This window comes from Pedobacter sp. D749, from assembly GCF_019317285.1.
Lineage (GTDB): Bacteria > Bacteroidota > Bacteroidia > Sphingobacteriales > Sphingobacteriaceae > Pedobacter.
In genome coordinates this window covers 4,363,568-4,390,030 of sequence record NZ_CP079218.1, presented here as the reverse complement: position 1 = coordinate 4,390,030, position 26,463 = coordinate 4,363,568, and the positions used below count along the sequence as shown (strand labels likewise).

Below are 26,463 nucleotides of genomic sequence, written 5' to 3'. Positions count from 1 at the left end.
TTTAAAACTGATAATTAAAAACAGCAAACTGATAACTATCGCTGTTGTTTAGGTTTATACTTCGATTGATTTAAAATCTTTTGCGCATCATTATCTGCCATTAACTGTTGCAAAGTAACATCAGGATGCGCCTTCATGTATTTCTTAACAATTTGCCAACCCATCCATACACCCAATTTTGGTGCCGAATCTCTATTTTCGCCTAAACCAGGGGTAAAAGGTCCTTCAGATAAAAACACCTGGATTTTTTGGTAGTCGGTTTCATACAGGTAATTGTTCTCTAAAAAATATGCCCAAATATCACCCTCAAAATTTTGGACCCAGTCTAATTGTTGTTGAGTATATCCGATTTTGATAGAATCGCTTAAGTTTTCGGGCAGTACCTGATCTAAAAAATATAAAACCTTTCCCTGAAAGATCATTTTAGATAACAAGGTTCTATTGTCATCAGGCTCTGCAAACAGTTCTTCATGTGCATACGTCTCGGCTACACGTGGCACAATATATTCAGGTGCAAATCTCCTCGAAAGGTATAGGGGTACACTTTGTACAATCGCTCTATAAAATTTGCTGTCTTTGCCCAGAAACATGTCCAAGCCAATACCCAGATAGTTATCGCCTACTGGCATTTGGTAAGCAAAACCTGAAGCAAAAGAAATAAATTTTGGAATCTTCGCTTTTGGATAATAATATTTAATGTATTTAAAAGTCTCGTTTAATCCCTCTTCCTGTACTTTTAAGTTTGGGAAAACACTATCTACTTCTTTGCTTAAATCGGTATAGGCCTGATCTTTATATAAATTGGCTAAAGATTCGGTGTTTGAGTATTTACTGTCAAGAATCCGGTGGATAAAATCGTCATAAAACACACCATATTTCGAGCCAAGCTGTTTGTCTATGTCAATGATGTTTTTGTTTTTTCCGGCAAATAGTTCTTTATCAAATCTTTCGATTTTAATGTTTACCTGTATATTGCTTACATCAGGTCTGTTGCTTTGCTTACAGGAAATAAATGTGATGGCAAAAAGAAAAATTAGATAAATTTGCCAGTGTTTAACGTTATACATCATGTACAACAAATATATATAAACACTTATAGCATGAAAAGAATATCAATCATTTTAATTTTGTCTGTTTTAAGTATTGGCGCATGGGCGCAAAATTTTCCTATAACCAATTATGGCTTTAGGTTAGGCCTAACTGCTACTCCAACTTTTGGTTGGATTAAGCCTGAACAGGGGAAAACAGATGGAATAGCTTTGGGTTTTTCTTACGGATTAATGGGCGATTTTAATTTTGCTCCTAATTATAGTTTTTCTACCGCTTTAACCATTACTTCTATTAACGGTAAAAGTACGGAGGCGAACGTGCTGCCTTATTATGCAACGAGTAGTAGCACTACCCCAAAAGCTTACGATTTAAAATATAAGTTACAATATGTAGACCTGCCTTTAACCATTAAATTAAAAACAGTAAAGGCTGACGGAAAACGCTGGTATGGTCAGTTTGGTTTGTCTAATTCATTCAATATCAGTGCTAAGCAAGATGCAGTTACAGGCGGTATGGTTGTTGGCGATAATTTAAACGTATCTGATAATATCAAACTTTACCGTGCCGGATTAATCATCGGTGGAGGTGGCGAATTTGATATTTCTGGCAATACCAGTATTGTAGCGGGTTTAACTTTTAATAACGGTTTCACTAACATTGTAACAGATAAAGCCAGGGATGTTAGAAATCATTATCTGGCACTTAATTTCGGTGTATTTTTTTAGCCGCGCAATAGTCTTGATACTCAATTCCTAATACTTGATACTACAACCATGAAAATAGCACTAGCACAACTTAATTACCACATTGGAAACTTTGAAGCCAACACAAAAAAAATAACGGAAAATATTCAATTGGCTAAAGATAAAGGAGCTGATTTGGTTGTTTTTGCCGAACTGGCTATCTGTGGTTATCCTCCAAGAGATTTTTTAGAGTTTGATGAGTTTATCGCCTTGTGCGAAGGTGCTGCCCAGGAAATAGCCAGACATTGTACAGATATTGCATGTATTGTCGGTTTACCGGTTAAAAATGAGATCTTACAGGGAAAAGACCTGTATAATGCAGCGTATTTTATAGAAGAAGGAAAAGTTAAGGCAATTGTTAAAAAAGCCTTATTGCCAACATACGATGTGTTTGATGAATATCGCTATTTCGAACCTGCCACACAGTTTAGCTGTATCGATTTCAAGGAAAAAAAAATTGCCTTAACCATTTGTGAAGACTTGTGGAATATCAACGATAATCCACTATATGTTTCTAATCCAATGGATGAGCTGATTAAGGAGCAACCTGATGTGATGATTAATATTGCTGCATCTCCTTTTTCTTATACCCATGATGATGAACGTATAAAAGTATTGGCCGACAATGCAAAAAAGTATAACCTGCCTGTATTTTATGTAAACCAGGTTGGTGCGCAAACTGAAATTATTTTTGATGGCGGTTCTTTGGTTTTCGATGCTGATGGAGAGATGAAAGCAGAGATGAAGTATTTTGAAGAAGACCTTCAGGTTTTTGACTTGGAAGAGGTTGAAAGTGTACGCAATAAATACCCGAAGTCGGAAAGATTAACTGATATTGAGCAGATTCACGATGCATTGATTTTAGGGATAAAAGATTATTTCAGGAAATCTGGTTTCAGTAAAGCGGTTTTAGGCTTATCCGGCGGAATTGATTCAGCCGTAGTATGTGCCCTGGCTTGTCGGGCGCTAGGTCCGGAAAATGTAATGTCCGTTTTAATGCCTTCTAAATTTTCTTCCGACCATTCTATTCAAGATGCTTTAGATTTGGTTAATAATATTGGTTGCATGCACGAAATTGTCCCAATTAAAGAAGTTGCAGAAGCATTTGATCATATACTGGCACCAGCTTTTAAGGGTTTGCCTTTTAACCTTGCTGAAGAAAATGTTCAGGCCCGTATCCGCGGCATTATTAACATGGCGATGAGCAATAAATTTGGTTACATTTTACTGAATACATCCAATAAAAGCGAATGTGCAGTAGGATATGGTACCTTGTATGGCGATATGTGCGGCGCAATCGGGGTAATTGGCGATGTATATAAAATGCAGGTTTTCGAGCTGGCCAGATACATCAATAAGGAAAGGGAAATTATACCGGTTAATACCATTGTTAAACCACCTTCAGCAGAATTGAGACCTGATCAGAAAGATTCTGACTCGTTGCCTGAATATGAGATCTTAGATAAAATATTATATCAGCATATCGAAAAGAAACAGGGCTCAAAAGCCATTATTGCCCAGGGTTTTGATGAGGCATTGGTGTTGCGTATTTTAAAGATGGTAAATATTGCCGAATTTAAACGTTACCAAACGCCACCTATTTTAAGGGTATCGCCTAAAGCCTTCGGTATGGGAAGAAGAATGCCAATTGTAGGGAAATACATGGCTTAGCTGTTTAAGGTTTAATTGTTCAATTGTTGAGATTGTTAAATTGTGAATTGCCAATTGAAAACTGTTTACTTGTTTAAACTGTGAACTGTAGACGGGGCGTCATCTCGACTGAAGCTCAGCGGAATGGAGAGATCTATCCAGACAGATTTCTCGACTGCGTTGCACTACATTCGAAATGACGATCTATTACCGGTCCGCCATCACAATTAAGCTAAAGTAGCATCAACTGTAATAGTTGTATTTAATAATTTAGAGATCGGGCAGTTTTTCTCTGCATCAGCTACCAGTTCATCAAATTTTTCTTGTGTTAAATCAGGTACAGAAGCGGTTAGGGTTAAATGTGATTCTACAATTTCACCTTTAGATGGATCAAGGTTAATTTCACATTTAGTTTCCAGTTTATCAGCTGTAAACCCTGCTTCAGTTAAGTTAGCAGATAGTTTCATGGTAAAACAGCCTGCATGTGCAGCCGCAATTAATTCCTCCGGATTTGTACCAACACCCTCTGCAAAGCGAGAATTAAAAGAATATTGAGTATTATTTAAAGTGGTGCTTTGTGTAGTGATGTTACCATTACCTTCTTTAATAGAACCTTGCCATACGGCTGTTGCATTTCTTTTCATGATTGGATTTTATTTTTAGATTGTTTAACACCTAAAGATAAAAATATGTTTGCTTAAACGAGACAATCTTTGTTAAGAAATAATGTGGTTATTCAACCTCTTCTATTGGTTCTTCTTTAACCATCTTGCTTCTTAAAGATTGAAAAAGCAATATGCCAACACCTATCATAATCGAAATATCAGCAAAATTAAAAACACCTGTTTGGAAGAGGTAAAAATCCATATGCATAAAATCGGTAACCGATCCATGTACAATCCGGTCGTATAGATTGCCAATACCGCCACCTATCAAAAAACACAAAGCAATTTGCATAGTCATCGGTAAATTGCGTTTGGCAAAAAGAAAATATAACCCGTAGCCCAAAAATAATAGCGGTAAGCCTGTTAAAATAATCAGTCTGAAAATATAGGGCATATTATCGCCAAGACTTAAAAACGCACCACTATTTTCTACTTTAGTTAAGGTAAAATGGTTTTTTATAATGCTGATATGTTCGTAGTCGCTGATCTCATTACGCACAATTTTTTTAGAAATCTGATCGCAACCAAAATTTAAAGTTAATAACAAGAGCAATACCGACCAGCGGAGATTTTTTATTTGTTGCATAATTTTTATCTGATAATATCGGCATCAACGGGTATGTAGCCTAAATGCCTGCTTAACGACATGATTTGCCCTTTGTGATGAAATTCGTGGGTAATAACATGGGTAAACAATTGCAATGGATTTAACGTTAAAATCTCTCCATTTCTCTGCAATTCCACTTCCTGCAGCTCATTCCCTTTAAATTTTTCGATAAATAAGCCAATATATTTATCTGCCTGGTTAAAATAAATTTGGCAGTCTTGTAAGGTCTGGTAATTTTCGAAAGGTAAAAACTCCTGTTCAACACCTAATGCTCTTTCACCAATCCACGCGCAATAGGTTTGACAGATATGAACCAACAAATTTCTGATGGATCCTCTGCCAAACGAACTGTTGTTGGTTAAGAAATCCTGTTCTGAAATGCCTTTGATATAATTTAAAAGGGTATTTCTGGATGATAAAATGAAATCGTATTGTTGTTTAAGCATGGCTAGGTTTCCTGATCCATTTTCTAAACGGAATGATCAAAGCTAAAACAATAGCTATAAGACTCAAGATTTTTGCAATAAGATCTCCACTTTTTACATAAAAGGTAATCTCGTCATTCAGGTTGATATTGGCTTTTAGCGCAGTTCTGGTCCACCATTTGGTACTTTGTGTTACATCGCCACGTTGATTGATGAAGCACGAAATTCCGGTATTTGCCGAGCGGGCTACATCCCGATGGGTTTCAATAGCTCTCAGTTTGGCGTACATCATGTGCTGGTCTTTTCCTGTGGTATTTCCCCACCAGCCATCATTCGTAATAATGGCAATAAATTGTGCACCGTCTTTAACCTGTTGGCCAATCCAGTCGCCCCATAAGCTTTCGTAACAAACCACTGGTGCAGCACCGATGCCACTTTGCGCATAAAGTACACTTGGTTTTTCTTGCCAGCCCCAGCCGCCAACTGTTCCACCCAATTGAGCAAAAACACCGTCTAAAAATGAAAATACTTTTGGGAAAGGCATTTTTTCTACCCCGGGAACGAGCTTAGATTTATGGTAAAACTGGACATTAGCAGAGTTTTCTACTTGCATCGCTGTATTAAAATTGTCGAAATAAAGGCCTTTCTGATTATCAAATTTAGCTGTTATTGTTTTTTTGTCCTGATAAATTTTAATGCTTTCTATACCAGTGATCAATGTCCCATTTTTATACTTTGATAAAAAGCTTTGCAGGTTGATGAAATCATTATTGCTTCTGATCCTATCTTCATCTGCGTAATTTGGAATGGCAGTTTCCGGCCAGATAAAATATTCTGTATTGGATTGCCCGATCGAATCGGATAAATGGGTTAAAATTTTAATTTGTTCTGCAGGCGGGATATTCTCCAGTTTTTGATAAGGATCGATATTAGGCTGAACCACCACAACATTACTCGGTGTACCTTTCTGTTCAGCATTAAAATATTTAGTTAATGAAATGCTGATCGGAATAATCACGACTAAAGCCCAGATTCCTGCAGTTCTAAATCTTAAATAGCCAGTTTGGGATTTGAGTTTTTTGTAAGCTTCAAAAGCGAGAATATTGCTCGCTAAAATCCATAATGAACCACCATAAATACCGGTATAATCGTACCATTGCGCCAATTGGTGCATTCCAGCCAAACCATTTCCTAAAGTCATCCATGGGAAGGCTAAATCCCATGTTTGCTGCAGATATTCTAAAGCGATATAAAAGGCAATTAAGCCAAGATAGGCGATCTTTTTATTTACATATTTGCCCAACCTGTAGTATAACCAGAAAGCAAAGGTCATTAAAAGTGCACCTAAACCATAAGGGATTAACGAAACGGGAAGTGCTACTGCCGGGCCATTATAAGCATTTATCGCATTATATACCCAATAAATTGATGCCGTATTCCAGACTAAAAAAGTTAAACCTGCAGTCAGGAAAATTCTTTTTCCCTGTTTTTTTTCTGCGTTACCTGAAATGGAATCGAGCGCAATGAGCAAAGGTACCAAACCGATTAACAACAAAGGTGAGGTAAAAGGCATTGGTGGCCAGGCTAGCCAAAGTAAAAATGCACTTAAGAGGGCGAGGAGGTAAGTTTGTTTAGATTTCATATAAAATTACTTGTCATTCTGACGCAGGAAGAATCTCTAAGCGACAAAGAACTGACTTTGTTTTGGCTAATGTAAGTACAGTGCAACTGTGTTAGGAACGCTTCGTGCCTCAGCATGACAGTATGAATTACAAACTATCTAAAATATCTGCTTTTTTAGCTTCGTATTCTTCCTGGGTAATCAGGTGTTTATCGTACAAAGTTTTAAGCTTGCGTAATTTTAAAGTGGCTTCATCTTCAGGCTCTTCTACAACTTCGGCTATTTGAATAACAGGTTCTACTGGTTCAGGAGTTGGTTCGTAAGCAGGAATTTCGGCCAAAGGCTGTGCATTTAAATTGATGGGAGAGGCCGTTGCGCGGTTTTCTTCCAATTTTTGCTGACGGAGAATTTCCTTATATTCTTCCAATTGCTGGTTCGCAGCCTGATGCAATTTACGCGCCTGTACTTTCGGAATAAACTCAGTTACGATATTTTCCCCATGTTGTGGTACACAGATAAATTTAGAACCAAAAAATTCTTCCTTAAACGAAACTTCTTTAATGCTTTTCCACGAAATATCTTTAAAGTTCATGGTTAAACCTAAATTACCAGGCTCGCAATAAAAAATGCGCTTGTTCGAAATCGCGATGCTATCTGGCAGCAAGTTTACAGCAGGTTTTTTCTGTACCGCTAAATATAAAAGTTCTTCGCCCATGGTTAAAAGGTCGTTTAATTTTCCAATAACTTTTTCAACCGCTTTTGGGTCTTGCTCGTCACTCAGAAATCTATCTATGCTATTCATAATATTTTTAAATTGTTGTGTGGTTACGTTTTAATGCTATTCTTCAGCATCTTCATATTTGTTTTTGCTTTTAACATTGGGTTTCCCCGCTATGCAAATTACAAATTCTCCTTTTAAAGTATTGTTTTCAAAATGTGATTTTATTTCTACCAAAGTGCCTCTCACGGTTTCTTCGAACATCTTGGTCAGTTCTCTGCTTACCGACGCCTGCCTGTCGGCACCCAAATACTGCGCAAACTCCTCTAAAGTTTTTAATAAACGGTGCGGACTTTCGTAAAGTATAATGGTGCGGTCTTCTTCTGCCAATTTTTTAAATTTTGTTTGTCTGCCTTTTTTTACCGGCAAAAAACCTTCAAAACAGAATGCATCGGCTGGTAGGCCTGAATTAACCAAAGCAGGTACAAAAGCTGTTGCGCCAGGTAAACACTCTACGGCAATATCATTTTTAATGGCCTCGCGTACCAGGAAAAAACCTGGATCGGAAATGGCTGGTGTTCCGGCGTCAGATATCAGGGCAATTTTTTGTCCTTCGTTTAAAAACCTGATAATTTCTGAAGTGGCCTTATGTTCATTGTGCTGGTGGTGCGAGAAAACTCTTTTATCGATGCCAAAATGTTTCAGCATTGGGGCACTGGTACGGGTATCTTCAGCGAGAATCAGATCGCATTCTTTTAATATACGGATTGCCCTGAAGGTCATATCCTCCAAATTGCCTATAGGCGTTGGTACGAGAAATAGTTTGCCATCCATATTTTTCTGTGTCCGTCATTGCGAGAAGGAACGACGAAGCAATCTTTTTGTGGAGAGATTGCCGCACTACGTTCGCAATGACGACTTAATTATTATCTTTGCTTAAAAAATTAAATAATGCTGCAAGTTAACTATATCCGCGAAAATAGAGAGAAAGTTTTAGAACGTTTAAGTATCCGTAATTTTAAACAACCAGAACTGGTAGATGAAATCATTAAAATTGATGAGGACCGCCGTTCTACACAAACTTCCCTGGATAATATTTCTGCTGAAGCGAATGCAGCTGCCAAACAGATTGGCGATTTAATGCGTACTGGTAAAAAAGAAGAAGCCGAGGCGATTAAAGCAAAAACTGCTTCTCACAAAGAAAATATCAAAAACCTAAGCGATAAATTGAATGAGTTGGAAGCTGCTCAACACAATTTAATTGTTCAATTGCCTAATTTGCCTTATCATTTGGTAAAACAAGGCTCTACTGCAGAAGAAAATGAGGTAGTTTTAACGCATGGCGAACCTGCCCAGTTACCAAGTAAAGCTTTGCCGCATTGGGAACTTGCCGCGAAATATGATATTATCGATTTCGAATTGGGCGTAAAAATTACTGGTGCTGGTTTTCCGGTTTATAAAGGAAAAGGAGCAAGATTACAACGTGCATTGATCAATTTCTTTTTAGATCATGCTACTGCGGCAGGTTATAAAGAAATGCAGGTTCCTCATTTGGTTAATGCGGCTTCAGGTTTTGGTACCGGACAGTTACCTGATAAAGAAGGACAGATGTATCATTCAACTGTTGATGATTTATATTTAATCCCAACTGCCGAAGTTCCGGTAACCAATTTATACCGTGATGTAATTGTTAAAGAAGAAGATCTCCCAATTAAAAATACTGCTTATACCCCTTGTTTCCGTAGAGAAGCGGGTTCATATGGTGCTCATGTACGTGGTTTAAACCGTTTACACCAGTTTGATAAGGTTGAAGTAGTGCAGATTACGCATCCGGATAAATCTTACGAAACTTTAGAAGAGATGAGCCAATATGTTCAGTCTTTATTGAAAGAACTTGGTTTGCACTATCGCGTATTGCGTTTATGTGGCGGCGATATGGGCTTTACTTCTGCTATGACATATGACATGGAAGTATGGAGTGCAGCGCAAGAACGCTGGTTGGAAGTTTCTTCTGTTTCAAATTTCGAAACTTACCAGAGTAATCGTTTAAAACTGCGTTTTAAAGGAAAAGAAGGTAAGGCGCAACTGGCACATTCATTAAACGGAAGTGCGTTGGCTTTACCACGTATAGTGGCTTCGATTTTAGAAAACTACCAAACTGAGAATGGAATTAAAATTCCGGAAGCTTTGGTGAAGTATACTGGGTTTGATATGATTGATTAATCTTAGATAAATCGTCATTGCGAGGCACGAAGCAATCTTAATACTGTAGCAAAACCTTTTGGTATTTGGCGATTAATTAAAGAAAACGAAGTTTCTCTTGTAGTAAGATTGCTTCGTCGGCTGAAAAAGCCTTCTCGCAATGACGATATTTCTAATAAAAAAAGCTTTGCATTAATGCAAAGCTTTTTGTTTTTATAGATAGATGTGTTTTTTGTATGATTATAAAATCAGGATCAACAATAAAATGATGATAATGATTGCACCAACTGAAAGATAAACACCTCCAGAAACAGCACGAGCCTGACCTTTTAATTCTCTTAACTCGCTACGTAAAGCTTTACGTTCTGCTCTTGTTAAGTTTGATTTATCCATGTCTCTGATCTCTTCAACACGGGTTTTGATTCTTTCCAGTTTCACTGCTTGTTCTGCAGTTAATTCTGTTGGGTTTTTCGCAGGTTTATCAGCAGCCTGAGCTGAATTAAAACTAATACCTAACGAGAATACCAAGGCTAACGTGTAAATGAATTTTTTCATAATATCTAATTTTTTTAGTGTTCAACCAATACTTAACAAAAAAACTACCAAAATGTTCTGGTAGGTTTTGAAAAGCATTAATTTAAACTATTAAAATTCTTATTTAATCTCGAAAACAGCATTTACTGTGAAATTCAGCTTGATTTTTTTGAAATCAATTTCAGGAGCGCCAGCAGCATCCGACATTTCAGCTTTCATCGCAAAAGTTCTATAAACCGGTTGTATTACATTATCTCCGCCATCCTGTATTTCAATTACACTGCCTAATTTATCGCCTAATGCTTCTACCATGTAAGTTGCCTTCTCTTTTGCCGCCAATAAAGCTTTAATTTTAAGTTCTTTTTTCAAACTCTCAATTTTAGAATAATCGTAGCTTTCAATGTTTGTATTGGCAATTCCTTTGGCATCAATTGCTTCTAATATTGCATTGAATTTGTTCAGGTCGCTCACTTTTAAACGGTATTGTTTGCTGGCTAAAAAATCAGGATTTTTCTTTTTCTCTGTTTCATAGTTCCAGCTGCTTAAATTGCTGATGGTTAAGTTTTCTTTTGCAATGCCCGCTTTTTGTACAGCGGCAAACAGTTGTTTTTCCAGTTCCGTAATGTCTACTTTTTTCTTTCCGTTTAAATATTCTTTTAGTGAAATACCGATATAAATAATATCTGGTGTTACTTCTGTTTCTGCAGTTCCGCTAACATTAATTTTTCTGCGTAAATCTACTTGTTGAGCCATCGCTGACGATAAACCTAAAAATGCAACCAGTGCAAGTGTTATTAACTTTTTCATATCTATTTTTCTTTGTGTGTACTGTAATGATGTAAAGCGTACACAAATTCCACACCGGGATTATATATTTTTTATTTCATAAACGTTTATCCTTACCCAAAGGCTACAGTTTTTCCTTTTAATAAGCCTATTCGGTTTATTTACAGCACTATAAATTATCCTCTGTCGTGCTGGGGAAAAATAAATTAGAATGCAATTAGATGTATAAATTTTGGAATAATTCTAAGATTCTATTTTTAGAAGCGAATTCTGGCAAAATTTATCAGCCTCTATTAAGGGTAGAAATAAGAATGAAGAAAATTATGCGCTAGGTTTTATGCTTAAATAGACGGAATTATATAGGATTATAAAACCTGGCGCAGCAGAGTTTTCTGCAGAATTTTAATCATGTTTTGCAATTAGGAATTGCAAAAGAATTGAATTGTTGGCTGTTAAACCTTTGATACTTTAACAGCAGTTGGTCCTTTTTGACCCATTTCTACTTCAAACGTAACTTTATCACCTTCTTTAATCTGGGTGATTAAACCGTTTGCGTGAACGAAAATACTGTCTTGTGTTTCAGTGTTTTTAATAAAACCGTAACCTTTACTGTCGTTAAAGAAAGTAACTGTTCCTTTTTTAACAGGATTTTCATCGATGATATCCTCTTGTCTTGAAATACCAATCTGAATATCTTCTGTATTAATTACTTTCTTTTTCTTCGGATCTGGTGGAGTAGAAGAGATGTTTCCGTTTTCGTCAACGTAAGCCATCATATCTTCAAGTGCTAAACCTTTTTTGGCATTAGCCTGACGCTCTTCTTTTTTCTCTTGTTTGTCTTTTTGTTTTTTTAACCGTTTTTTTTCGTTCTCTTTTTTACTGTATGTTGCCTGAGATTTAGCCATATTTTATTTAATTGTTTGTTTTGAAAGGTGAGTGGAATGGAGAATTATACAAAGATAACAATACTAAAGCACAAACACGATTTTATTCGGTTATGCGCTTGTCATTATGGTAACAACAGATAATTAGACAAGATGTTTGCCAGAAAAAAGCGGATTGATCGATATTTTTAGATTTCTCGACTGCGTTGCACTCCGCTCGAAAGGACGGCACCTCAAGAAGATTAACATCCGTGGCAATTGTTTCTCAATTTTTCTACCACAGATAAAAAGGATGAACACAGATAGGGAAAATAAATCTGTAGTTTATTTTTATGATGCCCGGTTTCGCCATTTTTCTTTATCTGCCTGATAAACAAAATTCCATTTTAAGGGCTCACCATAATAGGCTACCTCTAATTCAGCGATTTTAACGGCACCTAATTTTTCTGTCGCTTTTTGTGAACGGAAATTAGTAGCACCGATATGTAAAATTACTTTATCCACAAATTGAAAAGCATGATCAAACATTAAAGATTTTAAAGCCTTATTATGTCCTTTTCCCCAAAACTCGCGGGATATAAAAGTGTAGCCAACGGCAACAAAATTTTCTGTTTCATCTAATTCGTAGTATCTGGAACTGCCCACAACTTTATTGGTTTCTTTTTCATATACAATAAAAGCACCCTTCGATTCTATAGCGCCTTTAAAGAAATTTTCGAAAACGTCTCTTTTATAGCGGTCTTTATTGGGGTGTTGTTCCCAGATTAACGGATCGGAAGCTACTGCAAAAAGCGCTTCGAAGTCAGTCTCTTTTAACGGAACTACTTTAATTAAATCGTTTTCTAGTGTGGGCTGTAAGTCGAAATTCATTTTATTAGGGAATAAAAAACGGCTGGCTTTAAAGCCAGCCGTTTGTAAGTGTGTTTTAAATTCGTCATTTCCACGCACGTGGAAATCTTAAAGATTGCATTACGATTCCCAATCAAGTTGGGAATGACGCATCTCTTGAAACTTAATTTACTAAACCTTCAATTTCTACCACTTCCTGAGCATCTTTTTGATAGTCTACTTTATCAATTTCGAAGCCAAATAGGCTTAAGAAATCAGCTCTGTAACCTGGTAAATCACCTATTGCTGGTAGCGTTTCGGTAGTAGCTTCTTTCCAGAGTTCGGCAACTTTAGCCTGGATATCTTCACGCATTTCCCAATCATCAATTCTGATTCTTCCTTTTTCATCAACAGGAACAGGATTGCCGGTATATAAGCGGTCAGCATATAAACGTTGGATCTGCTCAATAGTACCTTCATGAACGCCTTCAGCCTTCATTACTTTATATAACAATGAAATGTAAAGCGGAATAACCGGAATTGCAGAACTCGCCTGTGTAACCAATGCTTTATTAACTGATACATAAGCTTTACCATCAATATCCTTTAATTTATCGGCTATTGTAAATGCAGTTGCTTCTAAATCATCTTTAGCCCGGCCAATAGTTCCTTTACGGTATACCGGCTCGGTTAAAGCCGGGCCTATGTACGAATATGCTACTGTTGTTGCACCTTCTGCAAGCAGGTTTTCTGCTTTTAAGGCATCAATCCACATGGCCCAATCTTCGCCACCCATTACGGCAACTGTATTGGCAATATCTTCTTCCGTAGCAGGTTCGATAGAAATCTCGGTTACGTTACCCGTGTGGAAATCGACCGTTTTATTGGTGTAAGTGCCTCCGATAGGTTTTAAAGTTGAACGGTGTAATACTTCTGTGTCGGGATGTTTTCTTACCGGAGAGGCAAGGCTATAAATCACTAAATCAACCTGACCTAAATCGGCTTTAATCGTTGCTAAAGTTTTTTCTTTTATTTCTTTAGAAAATGCATCACCATTTATACTTTTTGCATATAAACCAGCTGCATGTGCTTCTTTTTCAAAAGCCGCACTATTGTACCAGCCTGGTGATGCTGTTTTACCTTCGGAAGGTGCCTTTTCGAAAAATACGCCAATTGTAGCAGCCCCTGATCCATAAGCAGCAGTAATACGCGATGCTAAACCAAAACCGGTTGATGCACCAATTACCAATACTTTTTTAGGACCATCTATAGCTCCTTTAGATTTTACATATTCAATTTGATTCTTTACGTTTTGCGCACAACCATCAGGGTGTGCGGTCAAACAGATAAAGCCCCTCATTCTAGGTTCGATAATCATTTTTGTTCTATTTTACGTTTTGTAATGTTAAAAATAAGCGCAATTAAGATGTCTTAATGCTCAAATCTTTAACGAAGATAAATTTTTAATCGCTTAACGTTAAATGAAATTTGTTTTTAACTGCAATGATCGCAAAGGTTTTTGCAAAGAAGTAGATGAGATTGGTGTCATTTTTAACACCGAGTTAACGGAGAAAAGGCGCAGAGAACACAGAGGTATAGTTACTAAGCATATTTATTTGGTGATTAGACTTCGGACTCCGGACCTCTGACTTTCGGGCTAATTAACCACAAAAATACAAGTTGGGCTTATAGAGATTATTAAATGAGACTTCGGGCTCCGGACCTCCGACTTTCTAACTATTTAACAACTCTTCTTTAATTTTGCTATAATTCTATTAATTTAGCGACACACAGGTAAAACCGGTTTATCTTTTTATGAAAAAAATATTATTATCTGCCACGTTGGTTCTCATCATGGCTGCTGGAAAGCTATATGCACAAACTCAACATCAAAATTCGGGTTGGTTTATGTTTTTAAATAACACCAAATTTAATGATAAATGGGGATTGCAATTTGATGTTCAGGTTCGTTCAGCCGATGATTGGAGTTATGTGAGAAATACTTTGGTGCGGCCTGCATTGCAATATTTTATTAATGATAAACATAATGTAGCTTTAGGTTATTTGTGGCAAACTACTGATATGAATCTGACAGGTGGCAATAACAATCTGTTTCACGAACACCGTATCTTTGAACAGTACATTTACAGTCATAAAATCAGCTCGGCATTTGCCAGTCACAGGGTTAGGTTAGAACAACGTTTTATAGGTCGTTCGGCTGAAGATGTTTTTTCGCAGCGTTTCCGTTATTTCTTAAGGTTAGTCCAGCCATTGCAAAAAACTCAGCCAACGTTTACAAAAGGTCCATTTTTGGCTTTGCAGAACGAGGTGTTTTTAAATCTTCAAAATAAGGATAAAATCAACAATAGTGTTTTCGATCAAAACAGGTTATACCTGGCTGCGGGTTATCGTTTTTCGAAGCAGTTTGATCTGGAAGCCGGGTATATGAACCAGGCTACACATGGTGTTTCCAATAATACGGTAAATAACATTATTCAGCTGGCCATTTACACCAGGTTTTAATGTTTTAAAGTCATTTTTTGTATAACAACTCTTGCAAAATGTTAAACCTGTTGTAAATGATTGGTCTTTTTACTCACTTTGCCAGGTGAAAAGATTTACCATTCTATTTTTAGCACTCTTGTTTGGCAAGCGGATGCAGGCACAAGAGGCTCAAAGCTCAACAACAGACCATATACCAACTTCAAAAAGCTTATTCAACCCTGAACATAAAAGGAATTTTTCGCGTAAAGGTGATTTCTTTTTTCACTGGGGATACAACAGTTCATGGTATGGAAAAAGTGATATCAGGTTTCAGGGACCCAACTACGATTTTACTTTAAAAGACGTAGTCGCACATGATAGACAATCGAAGCTAAGCTGGGCTTATTTAAATCCGGGTTTAATCACTGTACCACAGTACAATATCCGTGTAGGGTATTTTATCAAAGATAATTATAGTATTTCTATTGGCTGGGACCACATGAAATATGTAATGGATATTCCACAAACTGTAGCCATTACCGGACATATAGGAGCTAATATTACTCCTGAAAATGTGGCTACTGGTGCATTGGCAGACGATTATAATGGACAACTTGTAAATGTTAAAGAAAGCATGCTCACTTATGAGCATACTGATGGTTTTAACTATGCCAATATTGAGGTAGAACGTTATGATGATATCTGGGTAGCACCCGGTGGAAATACTTCGTTAACTTTAGAAACGGGTTTAGGTGGTGGAATTATGGTGCCACGTTCTGATGTACGTTTATTTGGTTTGGGCAGAAACAATCATTGGAACATTTCTGGATATGGCGTTTCGGCTAAAATCGGACTTAAGTTTTATGTTTGGAAAAACGTTTATTTACAGAATACAACCAAATTTGGCGCTACCAATTTAACCAATGTACATACCACAGGATGGGATGAGTATGATCATGCCAGTCAGAAGATTAATTACATTGAGAATATGTGGCTGATTGGGGTTCAGTTTTAAAAAGATATGGAAGGAGGCTTAAGCCTCCTTTTTTGTTTTGGGCGCCATTTAAAATTGCCACGGAAACACGGGAGACACGGAGAAGGCTTTTTCAGCCAACAGCCTGCCCCGATTATCGGGGAAGCAATCTTTATAGCAAGGATCACTAGTATGAAAGATTGCTTCACTCTTACGCTCGGTCCTACGCTTCTGTTCGCAATGACGGATCGAATTAAGCATCCAACAACCTTCTGTGGTAATTAACTTGCCCCAGGTGATAAGTTAAATGTGTGGTGAGGTGAACGAGTAAAAATTCAGTAGATGTTTTTTCTTCAAATACCAGTATTGGATACTCGCCCTCCATCTGTTCGTTGCTTACCCGATCCAAAGCTTCGTTAACAACGCTTATAGTTGCTTCAATCATTTTAATCAACTCTTTTTTCGGAATATCTTTTAAAGAAAATTCCAGTTCTCGGTTCCGGATATAATCGGTACCGCCTAAGGTCACACCGATGTAAGTATTTAGGTTACCCACGAGGTGGAGGCAAAGGTTCCCGGCCGAGTTTGCAATGTTGCAATCTATACGCCAAAGATTCGCCTCGTTTTGGTAAGCTTCGATTTCGGATTTTAGCCTGGTAAGATCACGGTTAAAAAGTTTTTTTAGTGTTTCGGTAAGCATCTATTTCAATTAAAGAGTGATTTTTTTCGCAGGTTGTGATAGTATTTCTTTCCCATCTTTACTAATCACCAATTGAGCAGGAGGAGCGCCTTTTTCGCCCATCACGGTAATGAAACAGGTATATAAATTGTCGCCGCTTTTAAATTGGTAATTGTGGTTTCCACCACTGCCATCAGGTGTAAATTTGCCATTGGTTAAAATTAATTTGGGCTTATCGCTCATTTTACTTTTTACCGGCCATGCGGCATAGCGGTAATTGTTGTTGCCAATGTCATCAATCCTGATTCGGTACTGGGCTGTTTCGAAAACAAGAACCGGTTGTACAAAATTGCTGATTGAGGGGTGAAGACTGCTTTTTTCAATATTTATCAATCTGGCCTGTTCTTTGGCTTCTAACCTCGATTGGTGATTAACGGCAATTAATTTCCCATCGGTATCAAGCCATAATTCTCCGTGTAACAACATAATGCCACGCCAGCCAACGTCATTCCAATCGGTTTCTATTTTAGCACTAATGATCTTTTTGGTTAAATTATCATCAAAAACTTCTTTGTAACGCTTTACAAATTCCTGTTTGTTTTTAATCGGCGGAATAGGATATGTTCTGTTTAAAGGGTATTTGATTTTGCTACTCAGCTTTTCCATATTTCCGCTTTTGACAGCATTGGTAAAACCGATCACTAGCGGACGGTATTTTTTATCGAGCATTTTATCCTGCGCGTAAGCAAGGCTAATGCTATTGACTAATAGAAAGGCTAAAAATATTTTTTTCATGGTTGAGGTGTAGATAAACGAAGATAATCGTTTCAAATCAAAAACAGATCAATATGTTTTTTGTGGGATAAAGAAAACATTTTTTTTGGTGCGTAGTGCTTGTGCAATAAGTTTCGTCCCGTTTTGTGCTTGTACACTTCGCCTCCTCGTACCTCGTTGCTGCAGTGTACCGCTTCAACCTTGGCTAGCTGGCTGGAGTAGTATTTTATATTTGGGGGTAAGTTAATGCGAAAAAATATGGTTCGTGAGGACACAAACCATGGCTGTGGAGGTATTGTAAAGAGATGTAAAACTATTGCTTTACTTCATTCTGCACAAGCAAAATAATTTAATCACAGATGGAAAGGATGCACACAGATATTAAAATCCGTGTTTATCTGTGTGCATCTTTGGTTAAAACTCTTAACTTAATGATGTTAGGTACCGCTTCAACCGGGGCTAGGTAGGCAGAGCAATAATTCATTTTTAAGGTTGCGGAGCACAAGCCTCTGTTCCTAAACCTGATTGGAATGGAAAGCCCACAGCGTAGCGAGGACTTGGAATGAAAAACAGGGCTGAAGACCGCCAAATGCTGTTAACGGTCATTTTCTGTATATATAGATTATACACTAAGAATTGTGGTTCGTGAAGACATAAACCATGGTGGTGGTTAAAGAGATATAAAAAATGCCCCAAATTTCTTCGGGGCATTCCTTGTATGATGATGAATCTGATTTTACATTTTCCTTACCCCACCTGAGCCAATAATGGTTTTGTCGACAGTTGGATTACCAGAATAATTTACGTTTCCTGATCCGCTTATTACAGCCCTGATGCTTTCACTAACGGCAATATTTACGGTTCCTGATCCGCTAATGGTACTATTTAATGTTTTTGTTGAAAAAGATTTACCGGCAAATGTACCTGAACTGCTGATTACCACTTTAGCGCGATCGGCACCGCCAGTGATGTTTATGGATCCTGAACCGCTAATTACACCACTATAATCATCTATATCGGCTGTTGCTTTGATGTTACCTGAACCGCTTACGGTTGTGGTTAGGCTACCCGTGCTGATTTTTCCATTCACGGTTAAACTTCCATCACCACTAACCGTTAAACTTGCCAATTCTCTGGCTGATACATAGGCTGTGATTTTTTTACCTTCGTATTTTCTGGACCAGCTGGTAATGCTGGTTTGCGGACGGATGACCAAAACACGGCCTTTTACTTCGGTAACGATTGAAGCAATTGCCTCTGCATCGCCTTCTAAACGACAACTTTCGCTATTTCCCAAAGTTACAATTACATTTATGGGGCCGGCTGCAGCAACACCGTTGAAATTTTTCACCTCTCTGTCGTCACCATTATTTTTTGAAGTACTGATGCTGATCTGATCTTTCGCAATTACATTAATGCTAGCGGTTAAGGTTAATGATGCCAATAATATTGCAAATACTTTTTTCATGGTTATAGATTTTATTTTTTTAAATTAAGTGGTCTTTTTCTTATAAGACGGTTGAATTTAAGAAAAGTTGCACAAGTTGAAAATTATCTTTGGTGGCCGACTTACGAAGTTAGCCGAGCTATCGGGCCAGGGAAACTTCGTAAGTCTGGACGAGGATTAACTTTTTTTGAGGTTAATATAAAACAGCGGATCTTGTTTAAAGTTATCTGTATTTATATTGGCATCTACTTTAATGGTTTTCCAATCGTTTGTGGGTTTAATTAAAGTAAAGGCGCCAGTTTTTAAGGTTACACGTACAGGCATATCGAAACCTTTAACATCGGTTACCCAACGGTAAGAGAGGTTGCCATTATCAATTTTATATTCCAGAACCGGGATTTTTGTATAACGTAAATACTGGTCGAAAATCTTATCCAGTTTTAAACCACTTTGTTTAGCAATGTAATTTTCGATCTGGGCAGAAGTTACGGTTTGATGATAAAAAGTTTTGTTTAATCCGCGGAGAACCTGTCTGAATTTCTCGTCGTTGTTAATGAGCTGACGGATGATGCTGACCAGATTTGCACCTTTTGGATACATATCGCCAGAACCTTCTTTGTTTACGCCGTAAGGGCCAATCACTGGAATATCGTTTTGAATGATTTTCTGTAATCCGATTACATATTCGTCGGCAGCAGTTTTGTTCTCGCTACATTCGGTAAACAAAACTTCCGAATAATTGGTAAAACCTTCATGAATCCACATATCGGCAATATCTTTTGAGGTGATGCTATTCCCGAACCATTCGTGTCCGCTCTCGTGAATGGTGATGAAATCCCATTTTAAGCCGTGGCCGGTGCCGCTTAAATCTTTACCCAGATAACCCGGTTTAAATTGATTGCCATAAGCTACTGCACTTTGATGTTCCATACCTAAATGTGGTGCCTGAACGAGCTTGTAGCCATCTTTGTACCATGGGTAAGGACCGAACCAATATTCGAAACATTTTAGCATGGGTTTAACATCAGCATCCCAATGCGGGCGGGCTTTGGCGCTATCCGTTTGTAGCGCCCAGTAATCGATACTCAGTTTGCCGTTTTCGCCATTATAACTGTCTTGCCAGTGGGCGTATTTGCCAATGTAAAAGGTTACATCATAGTTGTTGATGGGGTTAGAGACAAACCAATTATATTGTTTGTAACCATCAGGTTTATCTACCGTATTTCTCAGTCTCCCGTTAGATATTTCCTGTAAAGCTTTAGGAACAGTAATGCTGATCAACATGCTGTCTACCTCATCACTTTGGTGATCTTTATTTGGCCACCAAACACTTGCGCCCAGCCCCTGACAGGCTACAGAAACAAATGGATTACCTGTAGCATCTTTTTTGAAAATAAGGCCACCATCCCATGGTGGAGTTTTGGCCACAGTAGGGTTACCAGAATAAAAAACCGTGAATTTATCTTTGCTTCCTTTTTTTACCGCTTTTGGGAAGGTTACAAAAACAGCATTATATTCCCTTTTGAAAGGTAAAACAGTACCCTTATATACTACTTTTTCTACTTTGAGGTTGTCAAAAAGGTCGAACTGTAATTTATTAAAATCTTGCGTAGCGGTAAAAGCAAATTCATTGCTTCCGGAGATGGATTTCTGATCAATATCGATTTTTACGTCTAAGTGGTAATAGTTAATATCGTAACAGGTACGTAAAGGGGTAAGTGCTCCACGGAGGCTATCAGCACTGGAGTTTACCTGGTTTTTAGCCAGCATTTGTGCCTTTGCGGCTGGAAGGCTGAAAGCAAGCGCGAAAAGGATAAATAGTTTTTTCATTTGTTTCGTTATTGACCGTTGGCCTTCGGTTCGTGGGGGCATGAACCGAGGCATGGAAGTTTTTTATGAATCGTTAAAAACGATTGGTTATTACACGCTCGTTTGGAAACGAGCGTGAGCGATTAAATTTATTTTATTACGTCAACTTCGATAAAACTATCATTAAAAACCGTTTGTGTGGCTTTAATATAATCTGCTTCAGTTGCTTTATAGGGATTTTCTACAAATTTTTGTGGATTACGGGCAAATAAGGGGAAAGCTGTGCTCTGCACCTGGATCATAATCCTGTGGCCTTTTTTAAAGGTGTGCAATACATCCTGCAACTGGAAGTTTACTTCTGTTTTTTGATTGGCTACTAAAGCCTCCGGTTTTTCAAAACTATTGCGGAAACGGGCCGGCATTACTTCCGAACGTACCATTTGCCAGTAATTGCTCAGGGTAATGTTCTTGTTTGGCATATAAGGATTGTTAGGTTCATCGGCTGGATATACATCGATCAGTTTCACAATAAAATCGGCATCTGTGCCAGTAGAGGCAATTTTAAGGTGCGACATGATTTCGCCACCCAATGTAATATCGTTATCCAATACATCAGTTTGGTACACCAAAACATCTGGTCTTCTGCCTGCAAAACGTTGATCTTCGCTCATGTAATTATGCGGGGTAAAACCCAGTGTAGTGGTTAAATCTTCTGTATAAGGAACTGGTTTTAAAGGATCACTAATGTAGTTAACAGAACCTGCAGCTGTAGGAGAGGTCATGCTTAGTTTACCATCGGCACCCAGGTATAATTTTTGTTTGCTTGCTTTTTCTGTTGGCCATTTGCTAAAAGTTTCCCATTGCTTTTTTCCGGTATCAAACATATACGCTTCTGGCAGGCCTGAGTTTTTATCTCCATTGCCCTTTAAGAAATGGTTAAAAAATTTAGCTTCAATTTCTTTTTGGTAAAAAGTGGCAATGCTATCTCCGAAATATACATTGCTGTGCATCGTGTGGCCGGTTTCGCGGCTCCATCTGCCGTGTCCGAATGGCCCCATCACAATGGTATTATAAGCGTTAGGGTTTTTCTTTTCGATGGTTTTGTAAATATTTAACGGTCCTGATAAATCTTCTGCATCGTACCAGCCGCCAACTAACATCACTGCAGGTTTAACGGTATTATAATGTTTTAACAATCCACGTTTTTGCCAAAACTCATCGTAGTTTGGATGGTTAACAGTTTCTTGCCAGAAGAAATTATCCTTATAATATTTGTCTGCATTGCTTAAAGGGCCTAGATCTAAAGCAAACTGATAGCCGTCTTTTGTTTTTGGTAGGATTAACTGGTTGTTGTACCAGGCTTTAGAAGTTGTATCCGTTTTCTGCACACCAAATACCGGAAAGGTCATAAAATAACTTTGCAAAAATGATCCGTTGTGGTGGAAATCATCAAAAAAGAAATCGGAAATTGGTGCCTGCGGCGAGGATGCTTTTAGTGCAGGATGATTGCTTAAAATCCCGGCTGCGGTATAAAAACCTGGATAAGAAATGCCCCACTGACCCACTTTGCCATTGTTATTGGCCACATTTTTAACCAACCAATCTATTGTGTCATACGTATCAGAACCTTCATCAACATCCTTTTTCGATTTTTTATTGTCGATTACGGGTGTCATGTTGGTCCATGTACCTTCACTTTTCCAGCGGCCGCGTACATCCTGCATCACCACGATATAACCTTCTTTCATCATCAGTTCGGATGGACCTAAACGTGCCGGAAATTTGTCTTCGCCATAAGGGGCAACACTATAACAGGTGCGCTGCATCATCATCGGATATTTTTTATCCTTTGAGGCATCTTTTGGGGTATAAATGGCCGTAAAAAGTTTGGTGCCATCTCGCATGGGGATATATACTTCTTTTTTGGTATAATTTGTTTCTGGATACCCTGAATCGCTTTGCGCAAAAGCTGAAGAGGCTGAAAGCAGGATGATGATGAATTTAAAGTATTTCATTTTTTACAATAATAAGCTAAGAATTTGTTTTTAATGTTAGGCGTCATTCCCGCGCAGGCGGGAATCGTAATGCATTAAGATTCCCAATCAAGTTGGGAATGACGAACCGCATAACGACGCACTGAACATTTATTTTAACACAGAAACGGTAATGAACGAGCTGTTGTGTACATCGTGATAAATTTTGTGTGTTGCTTTTTGAAAGTCCTGTGGCTCTGCTTGGTAAATATCCATAAATTTCTGCGGATTACGATCAGCCAAAGGGAACCATGAATTTTGGATCTGGATCATGATTTTATGTCCTTTTTTAAAGGTATGCGCGATATCTGGCAGCGGATAATTTACTTTGGTGATTGCGCCAGGAACAAGAGCTTCAGGTTTTTCGAAACTGTTGCGGTATTTACCACGCATAATTTCTCCGCGCACCAACATTTCATACCCGCCCATTATCAGGTTTTTAGGGTTAGGCTCTGGATTTGGCGCATCTTCAGGATAAACATCAATCAGTTTAACTACATAATCGGCATCTGTTCCGGTAGTAGAAACCACTAAATTAGCTAAAACAGGACCAGTTAAGGTAATGTCTTCAGTTAAGGCATCAGTCTGATAGGTTTTAACGTCCGGGCGTCGTGCAGCAAAACGCTGATCGTCGATCATGTACTCGCGGGTACGTTTGGCCTGAATCCCATCCTGGTAAGGTACAGGATTATTCGGGTCGCTCACATATTCGTCCCAGCTATCGGTTCTGCCCACTTTCTCAAAACTGAGTTTTCCGTTTGGCTGTAAATACAGGTTTTTGCTTTCAGCCTCTTGTGGAGGCCAGGTGTTGAATTTTGTCCATTCGTTGCTTCCGGTTACAAAGATATTGGCTTCTGCAGCATTAAAGTCGCCTTCGTTTTTTAAATAATGTTTAAAGAAAGGCAGCTCGTACTGTTGCTGATAATCGGTGCTGGTGGTTCTGCCGAAAGGGATGTCGCCGAAGTAAGAACCATCACTACGCACCCAGCCGCCATGGAACCATGGACCTGCAACCAGGATATTATTGGCGCCAGGATTCTGTTTCTCGATGGCTTTGTAAGTGGCAAATGTTCCATAAGCATCTTCAGCATCGAAAAAGCCACCCACAACCATTACCGCAGGTTTTACATTGGTTAAATGCGGGGTAATTAAACGTGCTTTCCAGAAAGTATCTAAGTTGGGGTGTTTAAATAAATCGTTCCAGAATTTAATGCTGTCTGCAAAATAGCGGTCTTTAAGGTTTTTAATTGATCCGGCTTCTAAATAAAAACGATAATTGTCTTGAATGGGGAATTGAAATCCTTTAGGTCCTTTATCTGGTGTAATCGGTTTAGGCCTCGGCACACCAAAACTGCCCATAAAACTGAAAGCATCCATTAGGAATAATGTACCACGGTGGTGAAAATCATCACCCATAAGCCAATCAGTAACTGGCGCCTGTGGAGAAACGGCCTTTAACGCCGGGTGAGCATTTGGCAATGAAGTGGTAGAATAAAAACCGGGGTAAGAAATACCATAAATACCGGCATTGCCATTGTTGCCTTTTACGTTTTTAATCAACCAATCAATGGTGTCGTAAGTATCTGTACTCTCATCAATAGCGGTTTTAGACTTTTTACCAGTTAGTTGAGGGCGGATATCGGCAAAAGTCCCCTCACTCATCCAACGGCCGCGTACATCCTGGTAAACAAAAATAAATCCTTCGCGCATCATGGCTGGAAAATTGCCGAGGCTAAGCTTATATTTATCCTCGCCGTAAGGGGCAACAGTATAAGGCGTACGGTTTATTAAAAATGGATATTTTTTGGACTGGTTTTTAGGTATGTAAATTGAAGTGAACAACTTAACCCCATCCCGCATGGGGATCTGGCGTTCTATTTTGGTGTAGTTTTCTCTAACATAAGCTGAATCGGTTTGTTGAGCCATCAATTCATTAGAAATAAACAGACAAAATAAAAGACTGAAAATTCTGGTAAGGTTCATTTAAGCTGGTTTTTAGGAATAAAATTTAAATATAGGTGATTAACGATTGATAAGAAAAAATAGCTCGTAAAAGGTTTGTTAAAGATGTATAATGGAAGATGTGTGATGGATAATGGGAGTAGTCCGAAAGTCGTAAGACTGAGGTCAGAAGCTAAGTATGCAAAAAACGTTGTGTCTTAGCGGTAAACGATGTAAGATGTGTGATGAATAATGGAATAGTTCGAAAGTCGGAAGACCTAAGTCAGAAGCCTGCTGTGCAAAAAGAACTTTGTGTCTTTGTGGTTAAATAATCAAAAATGTGGGATGGATAAGGTATTTTGTTTTTTCGTTTGCAAATTTCATACTACTGATATTTATAAAGCTGTTTTCGTCATCACTTTATCAAAATTTAGTTAAATAGTGTTAAGGGGTAATCTTTTAGGAGTTTTCACCGTCATATAGACAATCGACATAAACACAAAACAATGAACAGGTTATTAAATAAAGGATTGGTTGTTTTCGCTGCAGCAGCGATGATCGCAACCTTGAGTATCGAAAGTGTTTCTGCGCAGCGGCCAAGCAGGAGCGGAGGTGGAGGAGGCTCTTTCGGCGGAGGCAGATCGGGCTCAATTGGCTCGTCAAGAGGTGGTGGCTCTTTTTCCCGTCAGCCAGCTATGCGCGTGCCAGGCAGAGGGAGCTTTTCTGCAGGTATCCGTTCTGGCAGACCAGGTTATGCTTATAACCGGCCAGGTTATCGTCCGGGATATGGTAGGCCAGGTTATGGTTACAGATTTGGTTATGGAAGGCCTTATTATAGACCATATTACCGTTATTACAACTTTTACAGGCCGTTTTTAGGTGTCCGGATTGGTGTACTACCTTACGGCTATTATCCATTCTGGTATGGCCCAACACAGTTTTATTATTCCGGAGGATTGTTCTATCAGCAAAATAACGATCAATACGAAGTGGTAACTCCACCGGTTGGTGCTGAAGTTCCGAATTTACCATCTGAAGCAAATCAGGTAACCATTAATGGGATTGATTATTACGAATACAAAGGCGTTTATTATACCCAAAAAGAAAATGCCGATGGTAAAACAGTTTATATCGTGGCTGGAAAAGATGGCGTTTTAAATACGACAGAAGGTTCGGTTGATGCACATAACATTGGTGATATTATTAACCAGTTGCCTGAAGGATGCAGAGAAGTGACAATTAAAAATGAAAAATATTTTGTTTCACCTGATGATGTTTATTACGAAGAAGTAGTTGACGGAACAAATATTACTTACCGTGTAATTGGTAAGCTGTTTTAGAACTATTCAATATTATAAATTAAATGCTGGTCATTATTAAAATGGGATCAGCATTTTTTATTTCTAAATGATGAGTTTGTTTTTATCATTAAGGAGTTAGATGATTAAGGTTGCAGGATATAAATGTGCAGTCGGATGATATCATCCGACTGTTTCGTTTAATTCTCGCTGTACGTCATACTGAACTTGTTTCAGTATCTATAATTCAATTTTTGTCAGATCGGAATATCCAACGCCACTGAGTTTCTAATTGGGGAAAATTGCTTACGA

General features: G+C 38.2%; 24 protein-coding genes. 6 read left to right on the top strand and 18 right to left on the bottom strand.

Translation table 11 applies throughout. The features are described from left to right. Window positions 1-35 precede the first annotated feature (35 nt). Window positions 36-1,070 (bottom strand): gliding motility lipoprotein GldB, encoded by a 1,035-nt coding sequence (gene gldB / locus KYH19_RS17755; RefSeq protein ID WP_219076078.1) that lies wholly within the window; start codon window positions 1,068-1,070, stop codon window positions 36-38. A gap of 30 nt (window positions 1,071-1,100) precedes the next feature. Here gldB and KYH19_RS17750 point away from each other — a divergent pair, with 30 nt between their 5' ends. Beyond that, window positions 1,101-1,775 (top strand): porin family protein, encoded by a 675-nt coding sequence (locus KYH19_RS17750; protein ID WP_219076077.1) that lies wholly within the window; start codon window positions 1,101-1,103, stop codon window positions 1,773-1,775. 48 nt (window positions 1,776-1,823) lie between these two features. Then, window positions 1,824-3,464 carry an NAD+ synthase gene (locus tag KYH19_RS17745; RefSeq protein WP_219076076.1) on the top strand — a complete coding sequence of 547 codons (1,641 nt, stop codon included), beginning with the start codon at window positions 1,824-1,826 and terminating at the stop codon, window positions 3,462-3,464. Between the two features lie 206 nt (window positions 3,465-3,670). On the opposite strand, the gene KYH19_RS17740 is transcribed toward KYH19_RS17745, so the two are convergent. The 6 genes from KYH19_RS17740 to rsmI form a co-directional block, all read right to left on the bottom strand. Then, complete coding sequence (locus tag KYH19_RS17740) at window positions 3,671-4,087, bottom strand: OsmC family protein (protein ID WP_132398993.1); 417 nt, start codon at window positions 4,085-4,087, stop codon at window positions 3,671-3,673. An 88-nt stretch (window positions 4,088-4,175) separates the two neighbouring features. Further along, entirely contained in the window at window positions 4,176-4,694 is a 519-nt protein-coding gene (gene lspA, locus KYH19_RS17735; RefSeq protein WP_219076075.1) for a signal peptidase II, read from the bottom strand. Window positions 4,695-4,699: 5 nt separating this feature from the next. Beyond that, window positions 4,700-5,161 (bottom strand): DinB family protein, encoded by a 462-nt coding sequence (locus KYH19_RS17730; protein ID WP_219076074.1) that lies wholly within the window; start codon window positions 5,159-5,161, stop codon window positions 4,700-4,702. Beyond that, on the bottom strand, window positions 5,154-6,782 hold the full coding sequence (gene lnt, locus KYH19_RS17725) for an apolipoprotein N-acyltransferase (protein ID WP_219076073.1): 1,629 nt from the start codon (window positions 6,780-6,782) through the stop codon (window positions 5,154-5,156). Before lnt ends, KYH19_RS17730 begins: the two co-directional genes overlap by 8 nt. A gap of 127 nt (window positions 6,783-6,909) precedes the next feature. Next, the gene (locus tag KYH19_RS17720; RefSeq protein ID WP_219076072.1) at window positions 6,910-7,563 is read right to left on the bottom strand and encodes a PH domain-containing protein; all 654 of its coding nucleotides are present in this window, start codon (window positions 7,561-7,563) and stop codon (window positions 6,910-6,912) included. 36 nt (window positions 7,564-7,599) lie between these two features. Then, window positions 7,600-8,313, bottom strand: a complete 714-nt coding sequence (gene rsmI / locus KYH19_RS17715; protein ID WP_132399003.1) for a 16S rRNA (cytidine(1402)-2'-O)-methyltransferase — start codon at window positions 8,311-8,313, stop codon at window positions 7,600-7,602. Window positions 8,314-8,430: 117 nt separating this feature from the next. On the opposite strand from rsmI, the gene serS reads away from it, so the two are divergent. Continuing rightward, window positions 8,431-9,702, top strand: a complete 1,272-nt coding sequence (serS, locus tag KYH19_RS17710) for a serine--tRNA ligase (protein ID WP_219076071.1) — start codon at window positions 8,431-8,433, stop codon at window positions 9,700-9,702. A gap of 219 nt (window positions 9,703-9,921) precedes the next feature. On the opposite strand, the gene KYH19_RS17705 is transcribed toward serS, so the two are convergent. The 5 genes from KYH19_RS17705 to fabV form a co-directional block, all read right to left on the bottom strand. Continuing rightward, window positions 9,922-10,236 carry a seryl-tRNA synthetase gene (locus tag KYH19_RS17705; protein WP_029277363.1) on the bottom strand — a complete coding sequence of 105 codons (315 nt, stop codon included), beginning with the start codon at window positions 10,234-10,236 and terminating at the stop codon, window positions 9,922-9,924. Between the two features lie 99 nt (window positions 10,237-10,335). Continuing rightward, window positions 10,336-11,022 carry an SIMPL domain-containing protein gene (locus KYH19_RS17700; protein ID WP_193421070.1) on the bottom strand — a complete coding sequence of 229 codons (687 nt, stop codon included), beginning with the start codon at window positions 11,020-11,022 and terminating at the stop codon, window positions 10,336-10,338. Window positions 11,023-11,453: 431 nt separating this feature from the next. Continuing rightward, window positions 11,454-11,906: a cold-shock protein gene (locus KYH19_RS17695; protein ID WP_029277369.1), complete on the bottom strand. Its 453-nt coding sequence runs from the start codon at window positions 11,904-11,906 to the stop codon at window positions 11,454-11,456. 309 nt (window positions 11,907-12,215) lie between these two features. After that, complete coding sequence (locus KYH19_RS17690) at window positions 12,216-12,755, bottom strand: GNAT family N-acetyltransferase (protein WP_219076070.1); 540 nt, start codon at window positions 12,753-12,755, stop codon at window positions 12,216-12,218. Between the two features lie 142 nt (window positions 12,756-12,897). Continuing rightward, window positions 12,898-14,091 carry an enoyl-ACP reductase FabV gene (gene fabV, locus KYH19_RS17685; RefSeq protein WP_219076069.1) on the bottom strand — a complete coding sequence of 398 codons (1,194 nt, stop codon included), beginning with the start codon at window positions 14,089-14,091 and terminating at the stop codon, window positions 12,898-12,900. A gap of 437 nt (window positions 14,092-14,528) precedes the next feature. Here fabV and KYH19_RS17680 point away from each other — a divergent pair, with 437 nt between their 5' ends. Together KYH19_RS17680 and KYH19_RS17675 are read left to right on the top strand one after the other, a co-directional pair. Next, a complete protein-coding gene (locus tag KYH19_RS17680; protein WP_219076068.1) occupies window positions 14,529-15,236 on the top strand; it encodes a DUF2490 domain-containing protein in 708 nt (235 codons plus the stop codon). Window positions 15,237-15,267: 31 nt separating this feature from the next. Then, a complete protein-coding gene (locus tag KYH19_RS17675) occupies window positions 15,268-16,212 on the top strand; it encodes a hypothetical protein (RefSeq protein WP_255562458.1) in 945 nt (314 codons plus the stop codon). A gap of 211 nt (window positions 16,213-16,423) precedes the next feature. Here KYH19_RS17675 and KYH19_RS17670 read toward each other — a convergent pair whose 3' ends face one another. The 6 genes from KYH19_RS17670 to KYH19_RS17645 form a co-directional block, all read right to left on the bottom strand. Beyond that, window positions 16,424-16,870: a DinB family protein gene (locus KYH19_RS17670; RefSeq protein WP_219076067.1), complete on the bottom strand. Its 447-nt coding sequence runs from the start codon at window positions 16,868-16,870 to the stop codon at window positions 16,424-16,426. Window positions 16,871-16,879: 9 nt separating this feature from the next. After that, complete coding sequence (locus KYH19_RS17665; protein ID WP_219076066.1) at window positions 16,880-17,644, bottom strand: hypothetical protein; 765 nt, start codon at window positions 17,642-17,644, stop codon at window positions 16,880-16,882. Between the two features lie 715 nt (window positions 17,645-18,359). After that, complete coding sequence (locus KYH19_RS17660) at window positions 18,360-19,091, bottom strand: head GIN domain-containing protein (protein WP_219076065.1); 732 nt, start codon at window positions 19,089-19,091, stop codon at window positions 18,360-18,362. Between the two features lie 156 nt (window positions 19,092-19,247). Then, window positions 19,248-20,900 (bottom strand): M1 family metallopeptidase, encoded by a 1,653-nt coding sequence (locus tag KYH19_RS17655; protein ID WP_219076064.1) that lies wholly within the window; start codon window positions 20,898-20,900, stop codon window positions 19,248-19,250. A gap of 128 nt (window positions 20,901-21,028) precedes the next feature. After that, window positions 21,029-22,894: a CocE/NonD family hydrolase gene (locus KYH19_RS17650; RefSeq protein WP_219076063.1), complete on the bottom strand. Its 1,866-nt coding sequence runs from the start codon at window positions 22,892-22,894 to the stop codon at window positions 21,029-21,031. Between the two features lie 129 nt (window positions 22,895-23,023). Further along, the gene (locus tag KYH19_RS17645) at window positions 23,024-24,895 is read right to left on the bottom strand and encodes a CocE/NonD family hydrolase (protein ID WP_219076062.1); all 1,872 of its coding nucleotides are present in this window, start codon (window positions 24,893-24,895) and stop codon (window positions 23,024-23,026) included. A 464-nt stretch (window positions 24,896-25,359) separates the two neighbouring features. Here KYH19_RS17645 and KYH19_RS17640 point away from each other — a divergent pair, with 464 nt between their 5' ends. Continuing rightward, the gene (locus KYH19_RS17640) at window positions 25,360-26,193 is read left to right on the top strand and encodes a DUF6515 family protein (RefSeq protein ID WP_219076061.1); all 834 of its coding nucleotides are present in this window, start codon (window positions 25,360-25,362) and stop codon (window positions 26,191-26,193) included. Window positions 26,194-26,463: the final 270 nt, after the last annotated feature.